Raw genomic sequence first — 24,824 nt, 5'->3', positions numbered from 1 at the left:
ACTGTGTGTGGCAAGGACTAGCAAGGGCTAAAACACGCATGGCGCCACGCCCTCCTTCAGCCCTGAAAGAGACATCCCTGCCGACAAAGGAGTCTTGAACGCCACCGCATCATGGGGATGCAGGCTCTCCAGATGGCGGACCTGAACACCAGGGTTCTGATAGCCCACCAAGGCCGCTTCTATACAACGCGCGGCGTCCTCCACAAACATCAGGTTCTGGCCATTCAAGGCGGCAAAAGCTTGCTCGTCAGCTCGTTTGACGGCGGTTTGCAAGGGGGTTGCCAGTGCCTTTTCAACACGATCAATCAAGGTTAAAAGCCCGAAATCCTCGCTATCTTCCGCTACCTGCACTTGAACCAGAGCCTGACTGCGCTGGCTATGAGGCGTAGCCAGACTGGCGTTTTGACGCAACCAGACAGCTACCTCTTCAGCACGCAGCACAGGCTGCTTTCCAAAGGCTTGCATAAAGCCCTGTTCAATCAATTGCCGAGCCAGCGCCGCCGAACAAGGACAGGTCGACGAATAGCCAATCTGAACCTGCACCTTGCACACAAAGATACCATCCAAAAGTCTGGCTTCCAGCACGACGGGATAGGACTTCCAGCCGGCCAGATCCTGCGTCACCAAGGCAGGCCGTCGCAGCAATAAATCAAAGCTAAAACCCAGTCGCGCACTACGTGTGCCACAGTCGTCCTGGCTATCCACCATGCTTTGCAAAAGACGCCGCAGCCCCAAGGGCGACAGGGCTTGCTCTGGTGACACGTCATTGAGCAAGCGATACAGCCTGGACATGTGTATCCCTTTCACATGCGCCAGCGGCAAATCCACCTGGGCATCCACACGCGCATGCAGTTGGCGCCTATAGCCCGGTTCGAGCACGGTAATAGGTAAATCAATACCCTCCATCCCCACCCAGGACAACGGAGTCAGGCCATGGGTGGGATCGTTTAGCGCCGGGTCGGGCAATACAACAGTCATACTCAACATCCAATCAAAAGGCCTTGTTCCAGTCCGCATGGATTTGGCAAGACCTCCATTCCATCAAGGCCAGTCTGAAAACGGATTCGCCCATGTTGTCCAGGTGCTGGGACCACTGGCCATTTCTTCATCATTGAGCAGGCAGGCATCAAAACGGGCGCGCAATGCCGCTTCGTCCATCTCCATGCCAATCAAAACCAGCTCCTGACGCGCGTCCCCGACTCGCTCATCCCATTTTTCCTTGATCAGGGCTACCGCTTCAGGGTCTTCCGGCCAACGCTCGGGCGGCATGGAAGCCCACCAATAACCCGCCACGTGATAGCGAGCCACTGCTCCCGCCTGTGACCAGGACCCCGCCAGAGTCGGGAAGTTCGCCAACCAGAAAAAGCCTTTGGAACGCACCACACCAGGCCATTCGCTTTCGACCAATTCCAGAAAACGCTGTGGGTGGAATGGACGGCGTGCGCGGTACACAAAGTTGCCTATGCCGTACTCCTCCGTTTCCGGGGTGTGCGTGCCGCGCAATTCCTGCAACCAGCCGGGGGCTCTGGAGGCTTCTTCAAAATCAAACAAGCCGGTGTTGAGTACACGCTCCAAGGGCACCTTGCCGAACTCGGCCGTCTCAATACGAGCGCGGGGATTCAGACTGTTCAGAATCGCCATCAGACGTTCACGCTCTGGTTCACTGATCAAATCAATCTTGTTCAGAACCAGCACATCACAGAACTCGATCTGCTCAATCAACAGGTCCACAACCGTACGCGCGTCTTCTTCACCCAGGGATTCGCCACGGGACTGAATGCTGTCTTGCGAGCTATAGTCGCGCAGGAAGTTAAAGGCATCCACCACCGTAACCATGGTGTCCAAGCGAGCGACTTCACCTAGGCAACGACCATCCTCGCCTTCAAAGGTGAAGGTTTCAGCCACGGGCAGCGGCTCTGAGATGCCAGTGGATTCAATCACCAACTGATCAAACCGCCCTTCCTTGGCCAGACGGTCGACCTCCAGCAGCAAGTCCTCGCGCAAGGTGCAGCAAATACAGCCGTTGCTCATTTCCACCAGCTTTTCATCCGTGCGCGATAGCTCGGCACCGCCATCACGAACCAGAGCGGCATCAATATTGACCTCACTCATATCGTTCACGATGACAGCGACGCGGCGGCCTTCGCGATTGTTCAGAATGTGGTTCAACAAAGTCGTCTTGCCTGCCCCCAGAAAACCAGACAAAACCGTTACGGGAATGCGGGCCGCGGGATCGACCGGTGTGTTATCGAGGTTCATCGTCATTTCTCTTCATCCTTGAGCATCAATGGGCAGCTCCTTACACAGGATTTTTACCATTTTTGAGATGTTATAACATAACAATAGTTGACCAAGAAAAAACCCTCTCGCAAGGAGGGCTTGACAGTGTCAGACACACAACTGAATTCTGTTTCTATTGCCCGCCACGTTTTACAGGCGGTGACCTATTAACCTGGCTGTCTGCCAAACGCCAGCGCAGTACTCACCATAAGACAGTCAGTGCTAGCAGTTCCAAAAGCGTTGCACGATGTGCTGTGACTCAAGACCAAAATTAGCCACTGTCACAGCAAACCTGTGACACCAATCACAAAATCCAGACGCGTCAGAGGCATGTACGACAAAATCAGCAGCCCCAATAAAACGGCCCCCAGCAACAGCGATGGCTTAGCCATCCATACTGTTTGCTGGGGGCCGTCTGAACTCGCTAGCGTGCAGGCACCAAGCCTCTCAGGCCGACAGTTCCTTACGAACGATTTCAGCACCGGCGCTCAGGGCGTGCAGCTTGCCGCGAGCCACGGCGCGTGGCAAAGGTGCCATACCGCAGTTGGTGCAAGGATACAGCTTGTCCGCATCTACAAACTTCAGCGCCTTACGCAAGGTGTTGGCCACCTCGTCAGCGGTTTCAATGACGTTGGTCGCCACGTCAATGGCGCCAACCATCACTTTCTTGCCACGGATCAGTTCGATCAAATCCATAGGAACGTGGGAGTTCTGGCATTCCAGGGAGATGATGTCGATCTTGGATTGCTGCAGCTTCGGGAAGGACTCTTCGTACTGACGCCACTCCGAACCCAGGGTCTTTTTCCAGTCGGTGTTGGCCTTGATGCCGTAGCCGTAGCAAATGTGCACGGCGGTTTCGCACTTCAGCCCTTCGATGGCACGTTCCAGAGTCGCAATACCCCAATCGTTCACTTCGTCAAAGAACACGTTGAAAGCGGGCTCGTCAAACTGGATGATATCCACGCCGGCGGCTTCCAGCTCTTTGGCTTCCTGGTTCAGGATCTTGGCAAATTCCCAAGCCAGTTTTTCACGGCTCTTGTAGTGGTTGTCGTACAGCGTATCGATCATGGTCATGGGGCCTGGCAGCGCCCATTTGATCGGCTGTGAAGTTTGTTGGCGCAAGAATTTGGCATCATCCACAAACACGGATTTGGGACGAGTCACGGCCCCCACAACGGTTGGCACGCTGGCGTCGTAACGGTCACGAATACGCACGGTCTCGCGCTTTTCAAAGTCCACACCTTCCAGATGCTCAATGAAGGTAGTGACAAAGTGCTGGCGGGTTTGCTCGCCATCGCTAATCAGGTCAATACCGGCGTGCAATTGTTCTTGCAGAGACAGACGCAGTGCATCTTTCTTGCCTTCGACCAGGTCCTCACCTTCCAGTCTCCAGGGCGACCACAGTTTCTCGGGTTCAGCAAGCCAGGAGGGTTTAGGCAAACTGCCAGCGGTGGAGGTGGGTAGCAATTTTTTCATAATAAATAACCTTGTTGTTTTTGATGAATCAAAGCGCGTAACTGGCTGCCCATTGATCAAGAATCACTTTGTATGGCTTGATAAAACTTTCTTCGGTAAACCGGCCCTGCTCAACCGCCAGACGGCTACGTTCTTCACGATCGTAGACAATTTGCGTGACCGAGTGATCCGCATTTTTCAGGCTGGGCTGATAGCGCATTCCTGCTGCCGAATTGGCATTGTAAATCTCGGGACGGTAGATTTTCTGGAATGTCTCCATCGTGCTGATGGTACTGATCAATTCCAGATTCGTGTAGTCACTGAGCAAATCGCCACGGAAGTAAAAGGCCAACGGCGCCACGCTATTTGGGGGCATGAAATAACGAACCTGCAGACCCATTTTTGCAAAATACTCGTCAGTCGGCGAAAACTCGTTTTGCTGGTATTCAAGGCCCAATACGGGATGCTGATTACCTGTACGGTGGTAGACCTTGCTGCTGGATACGCTCAGGCAAATCACGGGGGATTTGTTGAAGTTGTCCTGGTACAGGGTAGAGTTTACAAAAGCCTTGAACAGTTTGCCGTGCAAATCACCAAAGCCTTCCGGGGCGCTGAAACCATTTTTGTTCTTGTTGTGCTCCTGCAGAACCACGCTGAAATCGTAGTCACGCACATACGAAGAGAAGTTGTTGCCGACAATTCCGTCAATACGCTTGTTTTCTTTGTGATCGACAATATTGGTTTTCAGGATTTCGATGGTAGGGAATGTAGAGCCATTGCCTTCAACATCAATATCAACAGAGACAATATCCAGTTCAACCGAGTAACGATCTCCATTCGGGTTGTCCCAATGCGCCAGATTGTTGAAGCGATTGTTAATCATCGCCAGAGTATTGCGCAAGTTTTGCTGACGGCTTTCACCACGGGCCAGGTTGGCAAAGTTAGTGGTAATACGTGTGTTATCGGATGGACGATAGTTTTCATCAAAACGGATGCTTTTGATGCTGAACGCGAATTCTTTATTCATTTTTTATGTATGCCCTGATTGCTGATTTCAATCTCGAATTTATTTTCAGCCAAGTCACTGATCTTGAAAAATAAATTCATCTTATTTATGTATATGTCACGCTGTTTGTCGGATCTGCTTTGGGGGCTGTGCCGCTTGCTCTCTTCTTCCTGGTGAAGCCAGAAAACCATGTTGAATCGCCCTCAAAAAAAGTCCCGGCATTTGGCCGGGACCTTCCGCCAAACTCACTCCTGATCGGATCAGGCACTTGCCCGCAATGCTTTCGCTGCGGCCACCATATTCGTTAAAGCGGGAATCACCTCGGCCCATTGACGTGTCTTCAAACCGCAGTCAGGGTTCACCCACAGACGTTCTGCTGGCACGCGCTCGGCGGCTTTCTTCATCAAATTCACAATGTGCTGCTCGGTCGGAATGTTAGGCGAATGAATGTCGTACACGCCAGGGCCAATCTCGTTGGGGTACTGGAAGTTCTCGAAGGCTTCCAACAACTCCATGTCCGAGCGGCTGGTTTCAATGGTGATCACGTCCGCATCCATATCGGCGATGGAGGAAATGATGTCGTTGAATTCCGAGTAGCACATGTGTGTGTGGATTTGCGTCTCGTCACCCACGCCGTTGGCGGCGATGCGAAAGCTCTCCACGGCCCAGTCCAGATAGCTCTGCCATTGCGATTTACGCAGTGGCAAACCTTCACGCAAGGCAGCTTCGTCGATCTGAATCACATGCACACCGGCCTTTTCCAGATCCAGCACTTCTTCACGAATGGCCAGCGCCAGTTGCAGGCAAGAAGCCGAACGAGGCTGATCATCACGCACAAAGGACCAGTTCAAAATCGTCACAGGGCCGGTCAACATGCCCTTCATGGGTTTTTGAGTCAGCGACTGGGCGTAGGTGATCCATTCCACCGTCATGGCTTGAGGACGGCTGATGTCACCAAACAGGATGGGCGGTTTCACGCAGCGCGAACCGTAAGACTGCACCCAAGCAAACTGAGTGAATGCGTAACCGTCCAGTTGCTCACCAAAGTATTCGACCATGTCGTTGCGCTCGGCTTCGCCATGTACCAACACGTCCAGCCCCAGTTTTTCCTGCTCACGCACGCTGCGCTCAATCTCGGCACGCATGGCGGCCTGATAGCTGTTTTCGTCCAGACGACCTGCCTTGAACTCGCTACGAGCACGGCGGATTTCTACCGTTTGCGGGAAAGAACCAATCGTCGTGGTGGGGAATGCGGGCAACTTCAGGAATTCAGCTTGCTTGGACGCACGCTGTGCGTAGACGCTCTTGCGCTTGCCCAGCTCGGCCGAAATACGAGCTACCGCTGCTTTCACCGCAGGATTGTTCACACGGGGCGAGGTGCGACGAGCCGTCAACGCGGCCAGATTCTCGGCCAGTTCTGCCTTGACGGCATCACGACCTTGGTTCAAGGCTTTGCCCAATACCCGCAGTTCATCCAGCTTTTGCAAGGCAAAGGCCAACCAGGACTTCACATCGGCATCCAGCTTTTGTTCGCTATCCAGATCAACTGGCACGTGCAGCAGCGAGCAGGAAGGAGCAATCCACAGACGGTCGCCCAATTGCTTGGCGATAGGCTCAACCCAGTCCAGCACGGCGGTCAAATCTGTTTTCCAGATATTGCGACCATTGATCACGCCCAGGGACAAGACCTTGTCGTCACCCAAAAGCTTGAGCAGTGCATCCACACCATCACGATCATTGATGGCATCCACATGCAAACCGGCGACAGGCAAGCTGGCGGCCAACGCAGCATTTTCCAGCAACTGACCAAAGTACGTCGCTACCAGCAACTTCACGCCCGTAGCTTTCAGTTGCTGATAAGCGGTCTTGAACGCTTGCTGCCAATCGGCATCCAGCTCCGTAACCAGAATAGGCTCGTCAATCTGCACCCACTCCACGCCGGCTTTGGCCAGCGTATCCAGCAATTGGACATACACGGGCAGCAAGCGATCCAGCAGGGCCAGCTTGTTGGATTCATCCTTGGCCTTGCCCAGTGCCAGATAAGTCACGGGACCAATAATCACAGGCTTGGCTTTCACGCCTTGAGCCTTGGCTTGCGCCAGTTGCTCCAGCAAACGCGAGGCGTCCAGCTTGAACTGGGTGTCAGCCGTAAATTCGGGGACGATGTAGTGATAGTTGGTATCGAACCATTTGGTCATTTCACCGGCAGCCACACCGCCGCAGCAGGCGCTATGATCTTCCAGACCTTTGGCCGAACGACCGCGCGCTACGCGGAAGTAGTTATCCAGCTCATCACCCTGAAAGCCCTGCACACGCTCGGGCAAGTTACCCAGCAAAAAGCTGGCATCCAGCACCTGATCGTAAAAAGAGAAATCTCCAACGGGCACCAGATCCAGACCCGCCTGGTTTTCCCAATGACGCTGACGCAGCTGAGCACCCAGAGCCTTGAGTTCGTCACGCGAAGACTCACCCTTCCAGTAGGACTCCAAGGCGAACTTCAGTTCCCGTTTGGCGCCAATGCGCGGAAAGCCAAGATTATGAATCGTCGTCATGTGCTGCTCTCAATAGGCCAGTGGATTAAAGAATGACTTGCATTGTAGGAAGCCGAATCAATGAAGTAAAATGGTCTTATCTCACCAAACCATGAATATTATTCACGTATCATGTTAGAGCGCATCCATCTGGCCGTCGTCCAGCAAGTTGACAAGCAAGGGTCCCTGACCGCCGCTGCTGCCGTGCTGCACGTTACTCAATCCGCCCTTAGCCACACCATGCGAAAACTGGAGCAGCAACTGGGCACAGAAATCTGGCGTCGCGAAGGCCGCAACCTGCAATTGACGCAAGCTGGGCAGTATCTGCTGGCCGTTGCCAACCGCGTCCTGCCCCAGTTGGATCTGGCCGAAGAACGCCTGGGCCAATTCGCCCAAGGCGAGCGAGGATCACTGCGTATCGGCATGGAATGCCACCCCTGCTATCAATGGCTGCTGAAAATCGTCTCGCCGTATCTCAGTGCCTGGCCAGACGTGGATGTGGATGTGAAGCAGAAATTCCAGTTTGGCGGCATTGGCGCGCTGTTTGGCTATGAAATTGATCTGCTGGTCACCCCAGACCCGCTCTATAAACCCGGTTTGAAATTTGAGCCCGTGTTCGACTACGAGCAAGTACTGGTGGTCAATAAAGCTCATGCACTGGCCAAGGTGGACTATGCCAAGCCTAAAGACCTGGACCGGGAAGTGCTGATCTCCTATCCGGTGGACATAGACAGGCTGGATATCTACAACCAGTTTCTGCTGCCCGCCGGCATCGCCCCCCGACGCCACAAGGCAATTGAGACGACAGACATCATGATGCAGATGGTGGCCAGTGGACGTGGGGTCGCCGCCCTACCCCGATGGCTGGTGGAGGAGTATGCGGAGAAGCTGGATGTGGTGCCGGTAAGACTAGGCAAGCATGGCATTGCCAAGCAGATCTTCCTGGGGATGAGGGAGACAGAAACCGTGATTGATTATCTGCAGGCGTTTATGGATCTGGCGCGGGGGTCTGGGCCGAGTGGTGTGCCAAGCAGTCCTAACGCCTACGCTCAGGCAGTCAACACTAAGACATAAGATGGGCTGCCAATGAGCGGGGTGGCCTCGTTACAAGCCCTCGGCAGGATAATCCGATTTTCAGCGCCCATGATCTTAGGTTTCGTTTGGCAAGATTGAAGGCCTGGACTTGCCAAAGAACAATAGCGATCTGTCAGCTTTAAAGGATGAGGCATTTCGTGTCCTGCACACCCATCAACATGAAACCATCACTGTCGTTTTCAACGATCCTATACACCAATGAAATCAGGGGACTGGCTTTTCATCGTTAGCGAGATTCTTGCGAAAGAAAGCAAGTACTGTGCTATTGAATTCCTTATGGAAGGCCTGACGCTCAAACCCAGGGGAGTCTAAACAAATCTCGGGGGCCCACTTCGCCATTTCGGCTGAGCACGGAGCCAAGAAAGCAAAATGTTGAGCGGCTGGCACAGTATGAAACTCGACTACCTCCGACAACTCGCGGGCGATGGCAGCAATGCTTTCCGGCGTTACGCCATCACCACCCTGCTCAGAGCGCCAAAGTTGCACGGGCACCCTCACATTTCTGAAGCTCTCAACCGTGAAAAAGTCGCTGAGCGGATCAGCGACCACGACAGCCTTGATTCGTGGATCATAGGTCAGTGTCAGCAATTCCCCCTTATGCGCCTGCTTACAGGCTGGATTATCTCTGTTCTCGCATAATGCGCCAACGGGCTGGGCACCGACGGTAACAAGCCCAGTGTAGCCTCCACGTGAGAACCCAAAAAAGCCGACACGCTGGGCATCCAGCTTGGAAGCATCGGGCCAGGAATCAAGCATGAAATCAATCAAACGCTTGATATCAACTGGTCTTTCAATCAAGACAGACAGGTCTCCGTGACGCCTTGAATTCATTGCGTTGTCACCATGGTTAATGGCAGCAACGACAAAACCAGCATTCGCCAAGGTCTCGGCGATGCCCCGATGGCCAAGGAATGTGCCACTCCAGCCGTGCGAGATCACCACGAGCGGAAGATGGCGGCCTGCGACTGGGCAGTCCTTGGCAACGGACATGACATGCGGCCCCATCCTTAGCTCCTCCAAGGGCTGCGGACAGGGATACCAGACCGCACCTTTGAGTGCTGGACTATCCGGTTCAGCCGGAATGTCAATAAGGTGGAAACCAGCCGCATGGGCAACGATCGTCGTGAAACTAACAGCGGCGGCAAGAACGAGTTTTACAGGATGCATTTATCCATTTTATTCTGAATATGAATCACCCTTAGCGCAGAGCTGGACTTCGATTTCTATCTATGTGCTCATGGCGCAAGCTGCTCACAGGCAGTGAAATAACTCCACTCCGTCTGAATGCAGCTCCCCCTGTGGTCATATATGCCCATACCGGGCCTATCGAGTGACGCCAAATGCTTGGCACGGATCATCGATATCAGTCTCTCGCGCCCTATCAGCCTTTAAATTAGTCAACACCATTGACACATCCAGCAGTCGCTTTTTAAGCAAGCGCCGTCAGGAGCAGTTGAGCTCGATGCTCATCACTTACCGCTTCCCATGTAGCCACCAGCAGATTATGTGCTTCCTTGCTGATGTCTATACCGACCGCAAGCCCATCATCGTCCTCTGGAGCCTGCTCAATACTGCCAACTCGCTCAACAGTATGGAGGATGGCTGTGCTCACAGTAGCCGAGTCAAGCGAGCCAAGCTTAATCTTGATTGCACTGGCCGTCGCAGCCGAAATCCATAGGCGAACGGTTGTTGCATTGATCGGTTCGCTTTGAACTCGAAAATAATAGAGATTCTCGTCTGAGGGCAGCGGTACATCAAAATAAGGTTGGATCTTGATACCCGCGCTGGTGGTGACGGAGTAGCGTTTTTGTCTAGTGTCTTTATCGTAGATCCAAAGGCTCTTGCTAGCCTTGCGAGCGCCCCTGGCGGGGGTGATATTCCATTCAGCAGTAAATTGTTCAGGATTGGGTGCAAGCATCCGCTCCTCAAAGTACAGAAACTCCGTTAGATTATCTTCCCAAAGCAGCCAGCCTGTGCGCATGTCTGGGGTTTTGTGAGGTGCGGCCTCTTTGACGCGATTGGTGCGCTCTTGAATCAACTCCGCATACTGTTTGAACACATCTTGCATGACATCAGTGGCGTTGCGCGAGGTGTCGTCAATGCGGATGGATCTCGTCGCTGCAGGGTGCATCAGCGTCGTACCGCAAACCGACTTGATTGGTCTATCCCGAAGGCCCGCGATACGCAGCAACTTCATCTCAAGTCCCAGTCCCTGATAATTGACATCGATATGCAGATTGCTCCACCCTCCATCAGGGATGTTTTTGGCAAGGCAGTAAACGCGACTCCAGTCCCCTTCCTCAAGTTTTCTCCCCATCATCGAGGCGACTTGTGTGGCAAGCCTCTTCTTGGCTAACTCCTGCTCTGTATCTGTAAACGCTTCCAAGTAAAACATTAAGCCCTACCCTTTTTCTGTTCGAGAATATCCATTGCCTGGGACCGGAACGTACTGAAGTCAAGCATCCTACCGTGTTGCAAGAGACTATCAGCCAGATATTCACTGTACAGTGTTCGATAATCGATATCGGCGTCCCGCCTGACATGCAAGTAAGGCAAAACCGGGACAATTCCACTACGATTATCGAAAAAATCCTTCACGGACATTACGTTAGCCACGTTGTTGGTCGTCGCTGAAGGGCTCGTGTACTTGGATTTACGACAATGGAGCATAAGGTCAGCACCCGCTGTGTTGTCGCTAACGAACTGCTTAAAAGTACCGTGTTGTTTGTCAAAGATATCGACCCGTTCAATTGTAAAACCAGCGTCCAATACAGCGCGACGGATACGATTCCAAATGTCTTCAGAAGAATTCATGAAAACAAGCACCAGCCAGTGACCTGGCCGCAAAACGCGGTAGCATTCTTGGAGGCTTTGCGTCATCAAGTCCTGATATTTGCCAGCGTCTTTTTTCTGGACGCGATTGACGATCGCCTCATTCGTAGAATCCGTATAGACCTTGAGCCACGACTCCCACAGCATATTCATCTCGCTGTAGTTGATATTGGCTCCGAATGGCGGATCAGTGAAGATCAAGTCAACACTGTTGTCTGGCAGACACGAGAGATTAGTCGCAGACCCCGTATTAACGACACAACGACCTGTATAGGCCTGTGCCGTTGTCTCAAGGTGGTCAATGATCGAACGCGCCTTGCGCTCGAAGGTTACAAAGATATTGGCTTCATTGAAAATATAGGGAACATTGAAGTTCGCGGTATTCCCACTGCCACCCCAAAATCGGTACTCGGATAGTTTTGTTACGCGTTGGTAGAGCGAGGTAAAAACAAAGCCGAGGAACGCTGCAAGATTCGTGTCCTCAATCCTGTGGATCGCCTGCCAAAGCTGACTCATCGCCGCAAGATTCCTCGCAGTGTAGAAATTCTTGATGTTGGTAAGACCATGACGTTTGGGTTGCGCAAGGTTCACGCCATCGGGTAACTCGAAATCAGGGACGAAATCCACTGCAGTAAAGTTATTTGCCTCAATCGAAGCAATCAGCTTCAGATCGGCCTCGTTAGGCGGAACCTCGGACTGCACTTTCCCACAGCACTTGTAGCCAACAAGAACAGGCACCGGAGTCGTGCGAGCAAGGCGCGACTTCTTCACCTGTTGCTTGCAGTGAGGGCAAGGAAACTCACGAAGAAATTTGTGCTCCCGAACGGTTTTGCCATAGCTACGACATTCGTCCCAAAGGACAAACTCATTACTGCATTCGCTGCAAGTAACCTTATATGACCAGACGGTAAACAGTAGCTCGGTTTCCTTAGCGCACGTTCGACACTGAGTGGTGTATATTTTTTTCCGCAGTCCGGCAAGACTCTGCATAACTGTCTTGACAGCCGCCCTCAGCGCCGCTGGATCACACTGTGATGTGAAACGGTCAGCTATAAATCCAGCGGCGGGGGAAAGCTCGTTCAGGATGACATCGTGACCTGTCGTGAGGGCAGCCACGCCTGTCATGCCACTTCCGGCGAAGGGATCTAGTACCACTCCTCCAGACGGCAGATACTTCTGCAAGACTTGGGCGATACCTTGTGGCGGCACCTTGGTATGGTATGTGTGAGCATCGTAGGTATAGGTGTTCTTTCCAGCGGAAACCCCTTCCGCCACGGCCTGGTCGACCGTCTCTGCCGCGTCGCTGTGGGAAGACAGAATTTCTGCAAGACGCTGCTTCCCATTACCCCAAAGCGATCCATTCTTAAGCCGGGAAAGTAAATACGGGCCAGGCTCATCACGCATTGCGACTGTGCCTTCATAGTCGTTAGCAATGGTTTTTTTTCGGATACCACGTGATGCGAATATACGATTCACATTCAAACTCGCCAGATCAATAGTATGACCCGCATTCACACGCTCAAGTAAACCGTGCAATTGTTTAATGACATCCTCGCTAGGCTCGATGTCTCCACGTGTCCATCGGACGACTGAAAAATAAGACGTTCCAAGGTATTGGGCCAAGCCCTGTTGGTCGAGACCACTCGCGTCAAAGACTTCTCGTAACAGTGATTGATTCGATTTTGCGCGGTTCATTTCTTCCTGAGTAGGAGTAGTAGTCACTCTGTTGCCCCGACTTCGTTTCCAACATTCGCCTTGCCGATGCGGTTCGCAATCCACCGATCCAGCTCGCCACGGCGAAAGCGCCAGGTTCCGCCCAGCTTGAACCCCGGTATCTCCCCTTGCTGGGCAAGTCGGTAGACTGTCTTCTTCCCTGCCTTGAGATAGATCGCCACTTCGTCCAGAGTGAGAATTTCACTATCAGATTGATTCATATAAGGCGGCTCGCTTGGTAGTACACGGCGAAGTTTTCCAAAGTTTGGCCAAGTTTACCATTTCCCCACCCCAATGCCCCCAAGGCTCCCTGTACGCAAAGCCGCAGATTCGGCCCGCGCCCGTGTCCTGCAACAGCCCTGCGGCTCTGGCTCGATAGCAACTCCCTGTACTTCGGCCGGAAAGGTCGTAGATGAATTACGCTAAAAAGAGAACCCGATGTTCAAACAGTGCTTGGCGCTTCCCTTTGTGGCCAGAGCATGCCAGACAAAAAAAACAAAAAAGCCCGCAATGACGCGGGCTTAGCGGCTTTTTTATGCCTTCAGGTGCCAGTCTGTGCCGGACGCGGGATCACTCCCACTCGATCGTCGCTGGCGGCTTGCTGCTTACGTCGTAGGTCACACGATTAATGCCGCGCACTTCGTTGATGATACGGCCAGAGGTTCGCTTGAGCAGCGAGTATGGCAGTTCAGCCCAGTCAGCCGTCATGAAGTCGGTTGTCTGTACGGCACGCATGGCAACCACGTACTCATAGGTACGGGCGTCGCCCATCACGCCTACGCTTTTCACGGGTAGGAAAACAGTGAAGGCCTGAGAAGTCAGGTCGTACCAGTTCTTGCCGGTTTCTTGGTCGACGGTGTTGCGCAACTCTTCGATGAAGATAGCATCGGCCTGACGCAACAGGTCGGCATATTCGCGCTTGATTTCACCCAGAATACGGACACCCAAGCCTGGGCCTGGGAAGGGGTGACGGTAGACCATTGCGGGTGGCAGGCCCAGGGCTACGCCCAGTTTGCGCACCTCGTCTTTGAACAGTTCGCGCAGGGGCTCCAGCAGCTTCAGGTTCAATGTTTCCGGCAGGCCGCCCACGTTGTGGTGGGATTTAATGCCGGTGGCTTTACCGGATTTGGCTGCAGCGGATTCGATTACGTCCGGGTAGATTGTGCCTTGGGCCAACCAGCGGGCGTTGCTAAGCTTGGCGGCTTCCTCCTGGAAGATTTCCACAAATTCGCGGCCAATGATCTTGCGCTTGGCCTCTGGATCAGTGACACCAGCCAATTTGCCCAGGAAGCGGTCGGATGCATCGATATGGATAATCTTCAAACCCATATTGTCGGCGAAGGTACTCATGACTTGCTGGGCTTCGTTCAGACGCAGCAGGCCGTGGTCCACGAATACGCAAGTCAGCTTGTCACCGATAGCTTGATGGATCAGAGCGGCAGCAACGGAGGAATCGACACCACCGGACAGGGCCAGGATCACTTCTTCGTCGCCGACTTGTTCACGAATATTGGCGATGGCCTCCTGCACGTAGTCCGGCATGTTCCAATCCCCCACGCAACCGCAAATATCGCGCACAAAACGTTGGAACAAGGCTGCACCTTGGACGGTATGGGTGACTTCAGGGTGGAACTGAACCGCGTAGAACCCGCGATCTTCATCAGCCATACCGGCGATGGGGCAGGTGGGCGTGGAAGCCATCAACTTGAAGCCGGGGGGCAAGGCGGTTACTTTATCGCCATGGCTCATCCAGACTTTGAGCATGCCGTGGCCTTCTGCCGTGGCGAAATCCTGGATACCGTCCAGCAATTTGGTGTGGCCGTGTGCACGGACTTCGGCGTAACCGAATTCACGCTTATCCGAGCCTTCGGTAACACCACCCAGTTGGCGGGCCATGGCTTGCATACCGTAGCAAATGCCCAGCACGGGCACACCAGCGTCAAAGGCTGCAGCGGGTACTTGCAGAGCGTCGTCGGCATAGACCGAGGCGTGACTGCCTGACAAAATAATCCCTTTCAGGCCTTCTTGGGAACGGATGAATTCATCGCTGACATCACCGGGGTGAATTTCACAGTAAGCACCGGCTTCGCGTACACGACGCGCAATAAGCTGGGTAACCTGGGAGCCGTAATCAAGAATCAGAATTCGCTGGTGCATGAAAGTATCGAGCCAATAATAAAGCGGTAAAGGATCTATTTTACGCTGTGTAGCGCCGCTTAGGGAGCCGCAGAAATACTCCAGGCTGAAATTGTCCTGCATCACTGGCATTCATGCAGCAAGGCAGCTACAGTACATGCAGCCATTTTGGGAGTTTCAGCATGTCTTCGAGTCGTACCCCTCATCCAAACGAGCTCAATGAACACCATGAATCCCGACCTGCACAGGCCGGCCCACAACAAAGCGGTGGCAGCTATATCCCCGCTCCCGGTCCCGCCGGCGATCGCTCGCACAGCTTTGCCTACGAATGTCAGGAAGATACCGACGAGGTGTCCGACAGCCTGACGTTTGTGCTGGTTCACGGTGCCTGGCATGGTGGTTGGTGTTGGTCCCGGCTGGCCGCACGGCTGCAGGCCAAAGGCCATAAAGTCTATACCCCCACGCTGACCGGCCTGGGCGAACGCAGCCACTTGCTCAACCCAGACATCACCCTGAATACCTTTGTGGACGATGTCGCTAATTTGATACGCTGGGAGGAGCTGTCCAACGTCATTGTGGTGGGCCACAGCTTTGGTGGGCTAGTGATTAGTGGTGTGGCTGATGTCATGCCCCGTTGCATACGCCATCTGATTTATCTGGATGCGTTTATCCTACCTAATGGTACGAGCACGTTTGATACCCTGCCTGAAAAAATGGTGGAAAGTATGATCGCCTCGGCTGGCCAAAACGCAATCCCCGCGGTCCCCCCTCCTCCCCTTAGCGCGTTGGGGCTGCATGCTACAGAGGATTTGCACTTTGTTGGAAACCGCCTGACTCCACAGCCACTTAGCGTTTACGGCTCTTCCCTGCGTTTACAGAACCCCGTCATTGGAAATGGCCGTCCTTGCTCCTATATCTCCTGCACACAGCCCACTTTCAGAGGGGTTGATACCTCACGCGAATGGGCTCGTCAGCAGAAGGATTGGGAGTTTCATGAACTGGAATGCGGACACAGCGCGGCGATTACTCACCCCGACATGCTGGCCCGACTGCTACTGGAGCTGGCGGACTAATCTGCCTCGTCCACGCTGTCTTTAGAGCGATAAAACTCTCTGGGAGTGACCCCGAAATGCCGCCGGAACACAGCGGCATAGGCGCTTTGACTGGCATAACCACGTTGCAAAGCCACTTGCACAACAGGTTCACCGGTGGCCAAGCCCTCCAAAGACCTCAACAAACGAGCAAATTGACGCCATTATCCAAAGCTGATGCCAGTATGGCGACGAAACAGGCGTTGGAAAGTTTTGACACTCATGGCCAGTTGCTTGGCCCAGACATTTGCACCTCTATCATCATCGGGGCTAGCCTCCAGATGACGACACACCCAAAGCAAGCGCAGCTCTTCGAGCCAAGGCAGATGAAACGGCAATACAGGCAGTTCAGATGCTGCCAAGGGCACCGGTGTGCAGCACCGGCAAGCGGTCCGCCCCGCGCCCCCGCCCAGCCCGCAAGAGACGTCCACCCTAAGACCTAGCCCCCCGCCACAACACAAGCAACAAAAAAACCGCCAACCCAAAGGCTGGCGGTTTCTGGCATGCAAGAGACTGGTTAAGATCAGTCAGCGCGGTAATTAGGCGCTTCCTTGGTGATCTGCACATCATGCACGTGAGACTCACGTACACCCGCAGCCGTAATTTCTACGAACTCAGCCTTGGTGTGCAATTCCTCGATGGATTTGCAACCGCAGTAGCCCATGGAAGCCCGGATGCCGCCAATCAGTTGGTAAATAATGGCAATCACACTGCCCTTGTAAGGCACACGGCCTTCAATACCTTCTGGAACCAGCTTGTCAGCATTGTTCGAAGGATCCTGGAAATAACGATCCGCCGAACCATCGACCATAGCGCCCAAACTACCCATACCGCGGTAGGATTTGTAGGAACGGCCCTGGAACAGCACCACTTCGCCGGGGGACTCTTCAGTACCGGCAAACATACCGCCCATCATGCAAGCGGAAGCACCTGCGGCCAAGGCCTTGGACACGTCACCGGAGAAGCGAATACCACCGTCAGCGATCAGGGGTACACCCGTACCTTCCAATGCCTTGGCAACGTCAGCAATCGCGGTAATTTGAGGGACACCCACGCCGGCCACAATACGAGTCGTACAAATAGAGCCAGGGCCAATACCGACCTTGACGCAATCTGCACCGGCCTCGACCAAAGCACGAGCGGCATCAGCAGTAGCAATATTGCCGCCAATAACCTGAATACGAGGGAAATTCTTCTTGACCCAGCGAACGCGCTCGATAACACCACGGGAATGACCGTGGGCAGTGTCCACCACCACCACGTCCACACCGGCTGCGGCCAGTTTCTCGACACGCTCTTCCGTGCCGTCACCCACACCAACCGCAGCGCCGACGCGCAACTGACCATGGCTGTCTTTGCTGGCCATAGGGTGCTCGGTGTTTTTGACAATATCCTTAACCGTTGCCAGACCACGCAACTGGAACTGATCATTAACGATCAGCACACGCTCCAGGCGATGGCGGTGCATCAGGGCCTGCGCTTCGTCCAGCGTGGCGCCTTCGTGCATGGTGATCAGACGCTCTTGAGGCGTCATGACATCACGCAACGGCAGATCCAGGCGGTCTTCAAAGCGCAGATCGCGGTTGGTAACAATACCCACCAGCTTGCCGGCCTCAACCACAGGCAAACCGGAAATACCGTGCTGACGCTGCAGGTTGATGGCATCGCGCACCTTCATGGTGGGCGTAACCGTAACCGGATCAATCACGATACCGAACTCGTGACGCTTCACACGTGCAACTTCACGTGCTTGAGCATCCGCCGTCAGGTTCTTGTGGATGATCCCGATACCGCCTTCCTGTGCCATGGCAATAGCCAGACGCGCTTCGGTGACCGTGTCCATGGCAGCCGAAACCAGCGGGATATTCAGGGTGATGTCCCGCGTAAAGCGGGTGAGCAAGGATGTATCGCGAGGCAGAACCTCGGAGTAAGCGGGAACCAACAACACATCGTCGAAGGTTAGTGCTTTCTTGATGAGACGCATGCTTTTATAACTCCGTCCAAAAATCGATTATACGCGTAAGCAATTACGCAATCCAGACCCGAGCGTTGCGAAACATCCGCATCCAGGGAGTAAATCCACCATTTGCCATCTGATCAGCACCCTGATCGGCGGCGCCCCACTGCTCTGGCGTCCAGGACATCATGACGTTGCGCGTTACGCGTTCCGGGTGAGGCATCATGATGGTGAAGCGGCCATCTGCCGTGGTGACACCGGTCAAACCGTAAGGGCTGCCGTTGGGGTTCAGGGGGTATTGCTCGGTGCGCTGACCACGATGATCCACAAAGTGAACCGCAGCAGCGACCTTGGACGCATCGCCCTGACGCTGGAAGTTGGCAAAGCCTTCACCGTGAGCCACAGCTACTGGCAAGCGCGTCCCTTCCATGCCCTTGAAGAACAAGGATGGCGAAGCAGCAATTTCCACACTGGAGAAACGAGCCTCGTATTTTTCTGACTGGTTACGGGTAAAGCGTGGCCAGAATTCTGCACCTGGAATCATGGGAGCCAGGGCGGCCATCATCTGGCAACCATTACAAATACCCAGACCGAAGGTGTCGCTGCGACCGAAGAAGGCCGCAAACTGATCGGACAACTGATTATTGAAACGAATAGTCTTGGCCCAGCCTTCACCAGCGCCCAAAACGTCGCCGTAGCTGAAACCGCCCACGGCCACCATACCCTGCATGCCTTCCAGCGATGCGCGGCCCGACAGCAAGTCGGTCATGTGTACGTCTACAGCCTCGAAGCCAGCCGTATCAAAGGCCCAGGCCATTTCGACCTGGCTGTTGCAACCCTGTTCGCGCAAGATGGCAACACGCGGGCGCTTGCCGGTCGCGATGAAAGGAGCGGCAATATCTTCCTGCGGGTTGAACATGACGCGCGGCGTGATACCGGGATCCTGTACGTCCTCCCAGCGATCGAACTCAGCCTGAGCGCAAGCAGGGTTATCGCGGCGCTCCATGATGCGGCGGCTAACTTCGCTCCACTGTTGCGCCAGTTCCACACGTGGGGCCTGGTAAATGCAAGCACCATCGCGGTAGAACTCAACCTGATCGGTCTTGTTCAAACCACCAATCACATGGGAGTAGGCCGACAAACCTGCTTCACGCAGGATTTGCATGACCTGGTCACGCTGAGCCAAAGGCACCTGGATAACCGCACCGGCCTCTTCGTTGAACAAGGCGCGCAAAGTAAGTTCATCACGTTGCACGGACACCTGTTCGGCGCGAATCTTGTAATCGCCCCAATCGGCGGCATGCGGATCGATGGTCAGCATGTCCAGGTTCACGGACACGCCGGTGTGACCGGCAAAGGCCATTTCGGCCACGGTCGCAGCCAGACCACCGTCGGAACGATCGTGGTAGGCCAGGATCAGATCCTGGTCGGCCAATTGGCGAATGACCTTCACAAAAGCCAGCATGGCTTCGGCGTCCTGCATATCGGGTACGGACTGACCAACCTGATTGAAGGCGTGAGCCAATACAGAAGCACCCATACGCTGTTTGCCCTGCCCCAGGTCGATCAAGACCAGAGCGGTGTCGCCCACATGGGTTTGCAGTTGGGGGGTCAGCGTGCGACGCACATCGGCCACTTGAGCAAAAGCGGTCACCACCAGGGAAACCGGCGAAATCACCTGACGGGACTCACCGTCCTGCTCCCAACTGGTGCGCATGGACAGGGAGTCCTTGCCCACCGGAATGGACAGGCCAAGGCTCTGGCACCACTGACTAACAGCCTGAACCGTGTCGAACAAGGCGGCGTCCTGGCCGTCTACGCCGCAAGCGGCCATCCAGTTGGCGGACAGCTTGACGTCTTTCAGGTCGCGCACATCGCTGGCGACCAGGTTAGTCAGAGATTCAGCCACAGCCATGCGGCCCGAGGCAGCAGCGTCGATCATGGCGCTAGGGCTACGCTCGCCCATGGACATGGCTTCGCCACGCACACCTTCAAAGTCAGCCAGGGTCACGGCGCAGTCGGCCACAGGCACTTGCCATGGGCCAACCATCTGGTCACGACTGCACAGGCCACCCACGCTGCGGTCGCCAATGCTGATCAGGAAAGTCTTGTTGGCCACGGTAGGGTGACGCAGCACCCGATGCATGGCTTCAGTCAAAGGAATAACGGTCAGGTCCAACTGTTCGGCCACACCGTCCAGACGCTTGACGTCGCGTTCCATGCGTGGGGCTTTACCCAGAATCACATCCATAGGCACGTCAACAGGACGCTCCTCGATGCTCTTGGGGGTGTGTACTTCGTCCACGCCAGGCAGACCTTCACCGAAAGTCACGCGCAATTGGCGCTCTTCGGTAGCCACACCTACGACGGCAAAGGGGCAACGCTCGCGCTGAGCAATACGTTCGAAACGCGGCAAGTCCTTGGGCAGAATGGCCAGGACGTAACGCTCCTGGGATTCGTTGGACCAGATTTCCGCAGGCGACAGACCGGACTCTTCCAGAGGAACACGAGTCAGTTCAAAAATAGCGCCACGTTCAGCATCGTTCACCAGTTCCGGGAAGGCGTTGGACAGACCACCCGCCCCCACGTCGTGGATGGCAATAATGGGGTTGTTCTGGCCTTGCTGCCAGCAACGGTCGATCACTTCCTGGGCACGGCGTTCCATTTCCGGGTTGCCACGCTGCACGGAGTCAAAGTCCAGTTCAGCACGGTTGGCACCCACGCCCATACTGGACGCGGCACCGCCACCCATACCAATACGCATACCGGGGCCACCCAACTGAATCAGCAAGGCGCCCACGGGCAGTGGGTCTTTATGAGTCAGGCGATCGTCAATCGAGCCCAGACCACCGGCAATCATGATGGGCTTGTGGTAGCCCCAACGCTGATCGCCAGCCGTTTGTTCAAAGGTACGGAAGTAACCCAGCAGGTTGGGACGACCAAATTCGTTATTGAAGGCGGCACCACCAATCGGGCCTTCAATCATGATGTCCAGCGGGCTGGCGATACGGTCAGGAATACCGTGGGAGTCTTTTTCCCAAGGTTCCATTTGTTCAGGGAAGCACAGATTGGACACGGTAAAGCCGGTCAAACCCGCCTTGGGCTTGGAGCCACGGCCTGTTGCGCCTTCGTCACGAATCTCGCCACCAGCACCCGTCGATGCGCCGGGAAATGGTGCAATCGCCGTGGGGTGATTGTGGGTTTCCACCTTCATCAAGGTGTGAACCAACGCTTCGTGACGCTGATACACAGGCTCGTTGGCCTGATCGTTGATACCGGCGTGGAACAGAGTGGCTGGGCCACCCGTCATGATGGCGGCGTTATCCGCATAAGCCACCACGGTATTGTCAGGTTGAGCCGCGTGGGTTTCGCGAATCATGCCAAACAAGGTCTTGCCCTGATTTTGGCCATCAATTACCCACTGTGCGTTAAAAATCTTGTGACGGCAGTGTTCGCTATTGGCTTGCGCGAACATCATCAGCTCCACATCGTGCGGGTTACGACCCAAACGTGTGAAGGCCTCCATCAGGTATTCAATTTCATCCTCGGACAGCGCCAGGCCCATTTCCTCGTTGGCCTGCTTCAAGGTCGCCACGCCACCGCCCAGAATATCGACAGTCTGGATAGGTTTGCCTTCCAACTGCGTGAACAGGTCCTGTCCGTCAAACTCCAGACCAACAACAGTTTCAGTCATGCGGTCGTGCAGCAAGGCAGCCAACTGTTCCAACTGAGCCTGATCCAGTTCCTTGGCACCCAGCAAGCCACGTTTGGGCGTGATGATATAGCGCACACCACGCTCGATACGGCGTACCGCTTGCAAGCCACAGTTATGGGCGATGTCAGTCGCTTTACTGGCCCAGGGCGACACGGTACCCAAACGAGGGATGACTCGCAGAACCAAGGCGCCTTTGGGCGGCTCGGGGTCCAGCGCAGGCAGACCATCGTCCAGCAGGTCGCTGAGGTGCTGACGCGCACTGGCATCCAGGCCGGACTCTTCAGTCCAGACATAGTATTCGTGCAAGGCAAGAATGTCGGCAACAGGCAGTTGACGCTGCTCGACACGCTCTAGCAAACGCTCACGACGAAATGCAGAGAGCACGGACGAACCGGGGAAGTACAGGATTTGGCTCACGATACGGGAGGGGCAAAAAAGGTGGGAGAAATAGAAAACACGCCATTTTAACCGGAAGCGACACAAGAGGTCACATCGGCAAATGGCGTGCACAAAAAGGGAAAATTCAGTTCACACAAAAGGGCCGCAAGCTGGGCTGGAGACACAGCAAACCCGGCAAGCTCGACAAGACGTCTTGAGGGGCCGGAGCGATTGGCGCCCCGTAATCTCCAATACGGACCCGGTACGGCGTTCAAATCGGGCTGTCTCCATCCAGATCAGGAGCGGGCGCTGGCTCGGGATAGGACACGTCCAGAATATCCAGCTCCTCCTTGCCGGCCGGGGTGCGCAGCACCACGGTGTCGCCTTCACGCGCCTTGATCAAGGCCCGGGCCACCGGCGAAATCCAGCTGATACGGCCTTGCAAGGGTTCGGCCTCGTCCACGCCCACTATGGTGATGGTGAATTCTTCACCCTGGCTGTCGCTATAAACAACGGTTGCACCAAAAAACACCTGATCGGGGTTGGGCTGCAAGCCGGGATCGACCACTTCGGCAATTTCCAAACGCTTGGTCAGGAAGCGGATACGGCGGTCAATTTCCCGCAGGCGCTTTTTACCGTACAGATAATCACCGTTCTCGGAGCGGTCACCATTGGAGGCGGCCCACGAGACGATCTGCACGACCTCGGGACGTTCCTTGTTCATTAAATGGGTCAGCTCGCCACGCAAACGGCGATAACCCAGAACCGTCATGTAATTCTTGGTGCCACTGGGTAGCGCACTGGCCGGTGCGTCCAGATCCTCATCGTCGTCCTGATCGGACTCTTTCACAAAAGCTTTATTCATCGTTTTCAAGGCTCCTGCTAAAGCCACTCCTGCCAAACGGGTTTCAATCCCGAGGGCAAAGGTGGCAGACCGCCTAAATCCACACGCCCTTCGCTGGGACCATGAAAATCCGAACCGCAGGACACCTCAAAACCATAGCTGCGCGCTACCTGGGTATACACGCTGTATTCCTGCGGAGTGTGACTGCCCGTCAGCACCTCAATCCCCACACCACCCAATTCCAGAAACTGGGTATACAAGGCATGGCTGCGAGTGCCGTCCAATTCATAACGTCCGGGGTGGGCAATAATGGCCTTGCCGCCGGATTCACGTATCCAGCTCACCGCTTCTTCCAGACTGGCCCAGACGGTTTCCACGGCGGCGGGCTTGCCATCCGCCAGATAGCGGCGAAAGGCCTCATTCATATCGGCGCAATACCCTTGCTGCACCAGAAAACGGGCAAAGTGCGTGCGGCTGATCAGTTCCGGATTGGCGGCAAATGGGACGGCCCCTTCATAGGCATTGGGAAAGCCCAGTTTTTCCAAGCGTTCGCCCATTTGACGGGCACGCTGCTCACGGCCAGCACGCACATCATGCAGGGCCTGCTGCAAGGTTGAATGATCCGGGTCCACCCCCAAACCCACAATATGAATGGTCTTGTTCGCCCAAGTGACGGAGATTTCCACCCCGTCCACAAAGCGCATGCCCAACTCCTCGGCATAGTGGCGGGCCAGTTTCAAGCCACCGATTTCATCATGATCCGTCAGGGCCCACAGCTTCACACCGTTAGCGTATGCACGCGCAGCTAGCTCCGCTGGGCTGAGCACACCATCTGAATAAATGGAATGGCAATGCAAATCAACGGGCAAGCGGGCCTGAACACTCATAAGGGGCTATCCAGCTAGAAAGTAGTCGATGTGGTCGATTTGCTCGGCATTGCGCAGCATGGGCGCATGGCCCACATTGGGAATAGTCACCAATTGCGAATTGGGATTGCGTTGCAACATTTCCTGAACGACCTCTGCCGTCAAGAGATCCGACTCCTGCCCGCGCACAATCAGAACCTTGTCCGGCAAGCCTTCATAGGCCCCCCACAACAAAGCCTGTGCAGCCTCCAGATCCACATCAGCCTGCTGAGCAAAGGCTTGCGACAGGCGCAAATCATAATGGCGACGCCATTTACCTTCATGTTCCACAAAGACGTGGCGGGACATATCGGCCCATTCTTCAGCGGAATGCTCGCCGAAGGAAGCCGAGACGGAACGTACATACTCCACCGCCTGTTCGAAGGTATCAAACAGCACGGACTGACCAACATATTCGCTGATGCGCTGCAGACCTGTCATATCCAGCGCCGGGCCTACATCGTTCAGAACGACTCGTCCCAAGGGCAGTTGCAAGGGTTCGGCACCCAGTCCTGGGCCGGGGCGAGCCGGACGCAGCAAGGCTGACATCGTTTGTGCTCCGTGTAACCCCAGCGCAATCAAACCACCCATGGACGTGCCGACCCAATCCAGTCGCGCTGGCTGCAAGCGGGCAATCAGCACCAACATATCAGCGACGTATTGAGGAATGGCGTAAGCGGCCGGATCAATCAGCCAATCCGAGCGACCTCGCCCGACAATATCGGGGGCCACCACACGGTAGCGCTTGGACAGGCGCTGGGCCAATTGATCAAAATCCCGGCCTGTACGCGTCAAACCATGCACACACATCAAGACATGGTCGTTACTTGGATCGCCCCACTCCCAGTACGCCATGCGGTGCGTACCGGAGGCACTGGCACACATA

General features: G+C 54.9%; 18 protein-coding genes. 2 read left to right on the top strand and 16 right to left on the bottom strand.

The genetic code is table 11. The features are described from left to right. Positions 1–27: 27 nt before the first annotated feature. The 5 genes from folE2 to metE all read right to left on the bottom strand — a co-directional run bounded on the left by folE2 (position 28) and on the right by metE (position 7,293). Positions 28–978 carry a GTP cyclohydrolase FolE2 gene (folE2, locus tag ACDI13_RS16165; protein ID WP_316990238.1) on the bottom strand — a complete coding sequence of 317 codons (951 nt, stop codon included), beginning with the start codon at positions 976–978 and terminating at the stop codon, positions 28–30. A gap of 63 nt (positions 979–1,041) precedes the next feature. Beyond that, positions 1,042–2,265 (bottom strand): zinc metallochaperone GTPase ZigA, encoded by a 1,224-nt coding sequence (gene zigA, locus ACDI13_RS16160; protein WP_316990239.1) that lies wholly within the window; start codon positions 2,263–2,265, stop codon positions 1,042–1,044. A 462-nt stretch (positions 2,266–2,727) separates the two neighbouring features. Further along, a complete protein-coding gene (locus ACDI13_RS16155) occupies positions 2,728–3,756 on the bottom strand; it encodes a methionine synthase (protein WP_094198328.1) in 1,029 nt (342 codons plus the stop codon). A gap of 28 nt (positions 3,757–3,784) precedes the next feature. Then, entirely contained in the window at positions 3,785–4,762 is a 978-nt protein-coding gene (locus ACDI13_RS16150; protein WP_316990240.1) for a DUF1852 domain-containing protein, read from the bottom strand. 239 nt (positions 4,763–5,001) lie between these two features. Beyond that, complete coding sequence (gene metE / locus ACDI13_RS16145) at positions 5,002–7,293, bottom strand: 5-methyltetrahydropteroyltriglutamate--homocysteine S-methyltransferase (protein ID WP_316990241.1); 2,292 nt, start codon at positions 7,291–7,293, stop codon at positions 5,002–5,004. Positions 7,294–7,404: 111 nt separating this feature from the next. Here metE and ACDI13_RS16140 point away from each other — a divergent pair, with 111 nt between their 5' ends. Beyond that, a complete protein-coding gene (locus tag ACDI13_RS16140) occupies positions 7,405–8,346 on the top strand; it encodes a LysR family transcriptional regulator (RefSeq protein WP_316990242.1) in 942 nt (313 codons plus the stop codon). A 225-nt stretch (positions 8,347–8,571) separates the two neighbouring features. Here the strand turns inward: ACDI13_RS16140 and ACDI13_RS16135 are convergent, their stop codons facing one another. The 5 genes from ACDI13_RS16135 to guaA form a co-directional block, all read right to left on the bottom strand. Further along, complete coding sequence (locus ACDI13_RS16135) at positions 8,572–9,534, bottom strand: dienelactone hydrolase (protein WP_316990243.1); 963 nt, start codon at positions 9,532–9,534, stop codon at positions 8,572–8,574. Positions 9,535–9,796: 262 nt separating this feature from the next. Next, positions 9,797–10,762, bottom strand: coding sequence for a hypothetical protein (locus ACDI13_RS16130; protein ID WP_316990244.1), 966 nt, complete (start codon positions 10,760–10,762; stop codon positions 9,797–9,799). Further along, entirely contained in the window at positions 10,762–12,921 is a 2,160-nt protein-coding gene (locus ACDI13_RS16125; protein ID WP_316990245.1) for a DNA methyltransferase, read from the bottom strand. Before ACDI13_RS16125 ends, ACDI13_RS16130 begins: the two co-directional genes overlap by 1 nt. Further along, positions 12,918–13,133 (bottom strand): helix-turn-helix domain-containing protein, encoded by a 216-nt coding sequence (locus tag ACDI13_RS16120; protein ID WP_316990246.1) that lies wholly within the window; start codon positions 13,131–13,133, stop codon positions 12,918–12,920. The genes ACDI13_RS16125 and ACDI13_RS16120 overlap by 4 nt, the downstream gene beginning before the upstream one ends. Before the next feature lie 349 nt (positions 13,134–13,482). Continuing rightward, complete coding sequence (guaA, locus tag ACDI13_RS16115) at positions 13,483–15,069, bottom strand: glutamine-hydrolyzing GMP synthase (RefSeq protein WP_316990247.1); 1,587 nt, start codon at positions 15,067–15,069, stop codon at positions 13,483–13,485. A gap of 161 nt (positions 15,070–15,230) precedes the next feature. Between guaA and ACDI13_RS16110 the strand changes: the two genes are divergently transcribed. Then, positions 15,231–16,121 (top strand): alpha/beta fold hydrolase, encoded by an 891-nt coding sequence (locus tag ACDI13_RS16110; protein WP_316990248.1) that lies wholly within the window; start codon positions 15,231–15,233, stop codon positions 16,119–16,121. Here ACDI13_RS16110 and ACDI13_RS16105 read toward each other — a convergent pair. The 6 genes from ACDI13_RS16105 to ACDI13_RS16080 all read right to left on the bottom strand — a co-directional run bounded on the left by ACDI13_RS16105 (position 16,118) and on the right by ACDI13_RS16080 (position 24,823). Then, positions 16,118–16,264: a helix-turn-helix domain-containing protein gene (locus ACDI13_RS16105; protein ID WP_372372518.1), complete on the bottom strand. Its 147-nt coding sequence runs from the start codon at positions 16,262–16,264 to the stop codon at positions 16,118–16,120. The two genes, ACDI13_RS16110 and ACDI13_RS16105, sit on opposite strands and share 4 nt — an antisense overlap. A 398-nt stretch (positions 16,265–16,662) precedes the next feature. Beyond that, a complete protein-coding gene (gene guaB, locus ACDI13_RS16100; RefSeq protein ID WP_316990249.1) occupies positions 16,663–18,123 on the bottom strand; it encodes an IMP dehydrogenase in 1,461 nt (486 codons plus the stop codon). A gap of 43 nt (positions 18,124–18,166) precedes the next feature. Beyond that, entirely contained in the window at positions 18,167–22,228 is a 4,062-nt protein-coding gene (purL, locus tag ACDI13_RS16095; RefSeq protein WP_316990250.1) for a phosphoribosylformylglycinamidine synthase, read from the bottom strand. A gap of 232 nt (positions 22,229–22,460) precedes the next feature. Next, positions 22,461–23,054: a transcription elongation factor GreB gene (greB, locus tag ACDI13_RS16090; RefSeq protein WP_316990251.1), complete on the bottom strand. Its 594-nt coding sequence runs from the start codon at positions 23,052–23,054 to the stop codon at positions 22,461–22,463. A gap of 17 nt (positions 23,055–23,071) precedes the next feature. Further along, entirely contained in the window at positions 23,072–23,902 is an 831-nt protein-coding gene (locus tag ACDI13_RS16085) for a 3',5'-nucleoside bisphosphate phosphatase (RefSeq protein WP_372373138.1), read from the bottom strand. A gap of 24 nt (positions 23,903–23,926) precedes the next feature. Next, the gene (locus ACDI13_RS16080) at positions 23,927–24,823 is read right to left on the bottom strand and encodes an alpha/beta hydrolase (RefSeq protein WP_316990278.1); all 897 of its coding nucleotides are present in this window, start codon (positions 24,821–24,823) and stop codon (positions 23,927–23,929) included. Position 24,824: the final 1 nt, after the last annotated feature.

It is taken from the genome of Alcaligenes faecalis (assembly GCF_041521385.1).
GTDB classification, from domain to species: domain Bacteria; phylum Pseudomonadota; class Gammaproteobacteria; order Burkholderiales; family Burkholderiaceae_B; genus Alcaligenes; species Alcaligenes faecalis_E.
The sequence above is the reverse complement of the archived record's forward strand: the minus strand, read 5'-3'. Positions and strand labels throughout refer to the sequence as shown.

Coding starts and splice junctions, on each gene's coding strand:
- ACDI13_RS16080 (WP_316990278.1), bottom strand. CDS start 24,823: ATGTGTGCCAGTGCCTCCGGTACGCACCGCATGGCGTACTGGGAGTGG.
- ACDI13_RS16140 (WP_316990242.1), top strand. CDS start 7,405: ATGTTAGAGCGCATCCATCTGGCCGTCGTCCAGCAAGTTGACAAGCAA.
- folE2 (WP_316990238.1), bottom strand. CDS start 978: ATGACTGTTGTATTGCCCGACCCGGCGCTAAACGATCCCACCCATGGC.
- greB (WP_316990251.1), bottom strand. CDS start 23,054: ATGAATAAAGCTTTTGTGAAAGAGTCCGATCAGGACGACGATGAGGAT.
- ACDI13_RS16155 (WP_094198328.1), bottom strand. CDS start 3,756: ATGAAAAAATTGCTACCCACCTCCACCGCTGGCAGTTTGCCTAAACCC.
- ACDI13_RS16120 (WP_316990246.1), bottom strand. CDS start 13,133: ATGAATCAATCTGATAGTGAAATTCTCACTCTGGACGAAGTGGCGATC.
- guaB (WP_316990249.1), bottom strand. CDS start 18,123: ATGCGTCTCATCAAGAAAGCACTAACCTTCGACGATGTGTTGTTGGTT.
- ACDI13_RS16135 (WP_316990243.1), bottom strand. CDS start 9,534: ATGCATCCTGTAAAACTCGTTCTTGCCGCCGCTGTTAGTTTCACGACG.
- metE (WP_316990241.1), bottom strand. CDS start 7,293: ATGACGACGATTCATAATCTTGGCTTTCCGCGCATTGGCGCCAAACGG.
- ACDI13_RS16110 (WP_316990248.1), top strand. CDS start 15,231: ATGTCTTCGAGTCGTACCCCTCATCCAAACGAGCTCAATGAACACCAT.
- zigA (WP_316990239.1), bottom strand. CDS start 2,265: ATGACGATGAACCTCGATAACACACCGGTCGATCCCGCGGCCCGCATT.
- guaA (WP_316990247.1), bottom strand. CDS start 15,069: ATGCACCAGCGAATTCTGATTCTTGATTACGGCTCCCAGGTTACCCAG.
- ACDI13_RS16150 (WP_316990240.1), bottom strand. CDS start 4,762: ATGAATAAAGAATTCGCGTTCAGCATCAAAAGCATCCGTTTTGATGAA.
- ACDI13_RS16130 (WP_316990244.1), bottom strand. CDS start 10,762: ATGTTTTACTTGGAAGCGTTTACAGATACAGAGCAGGAGTTAGCCAAG.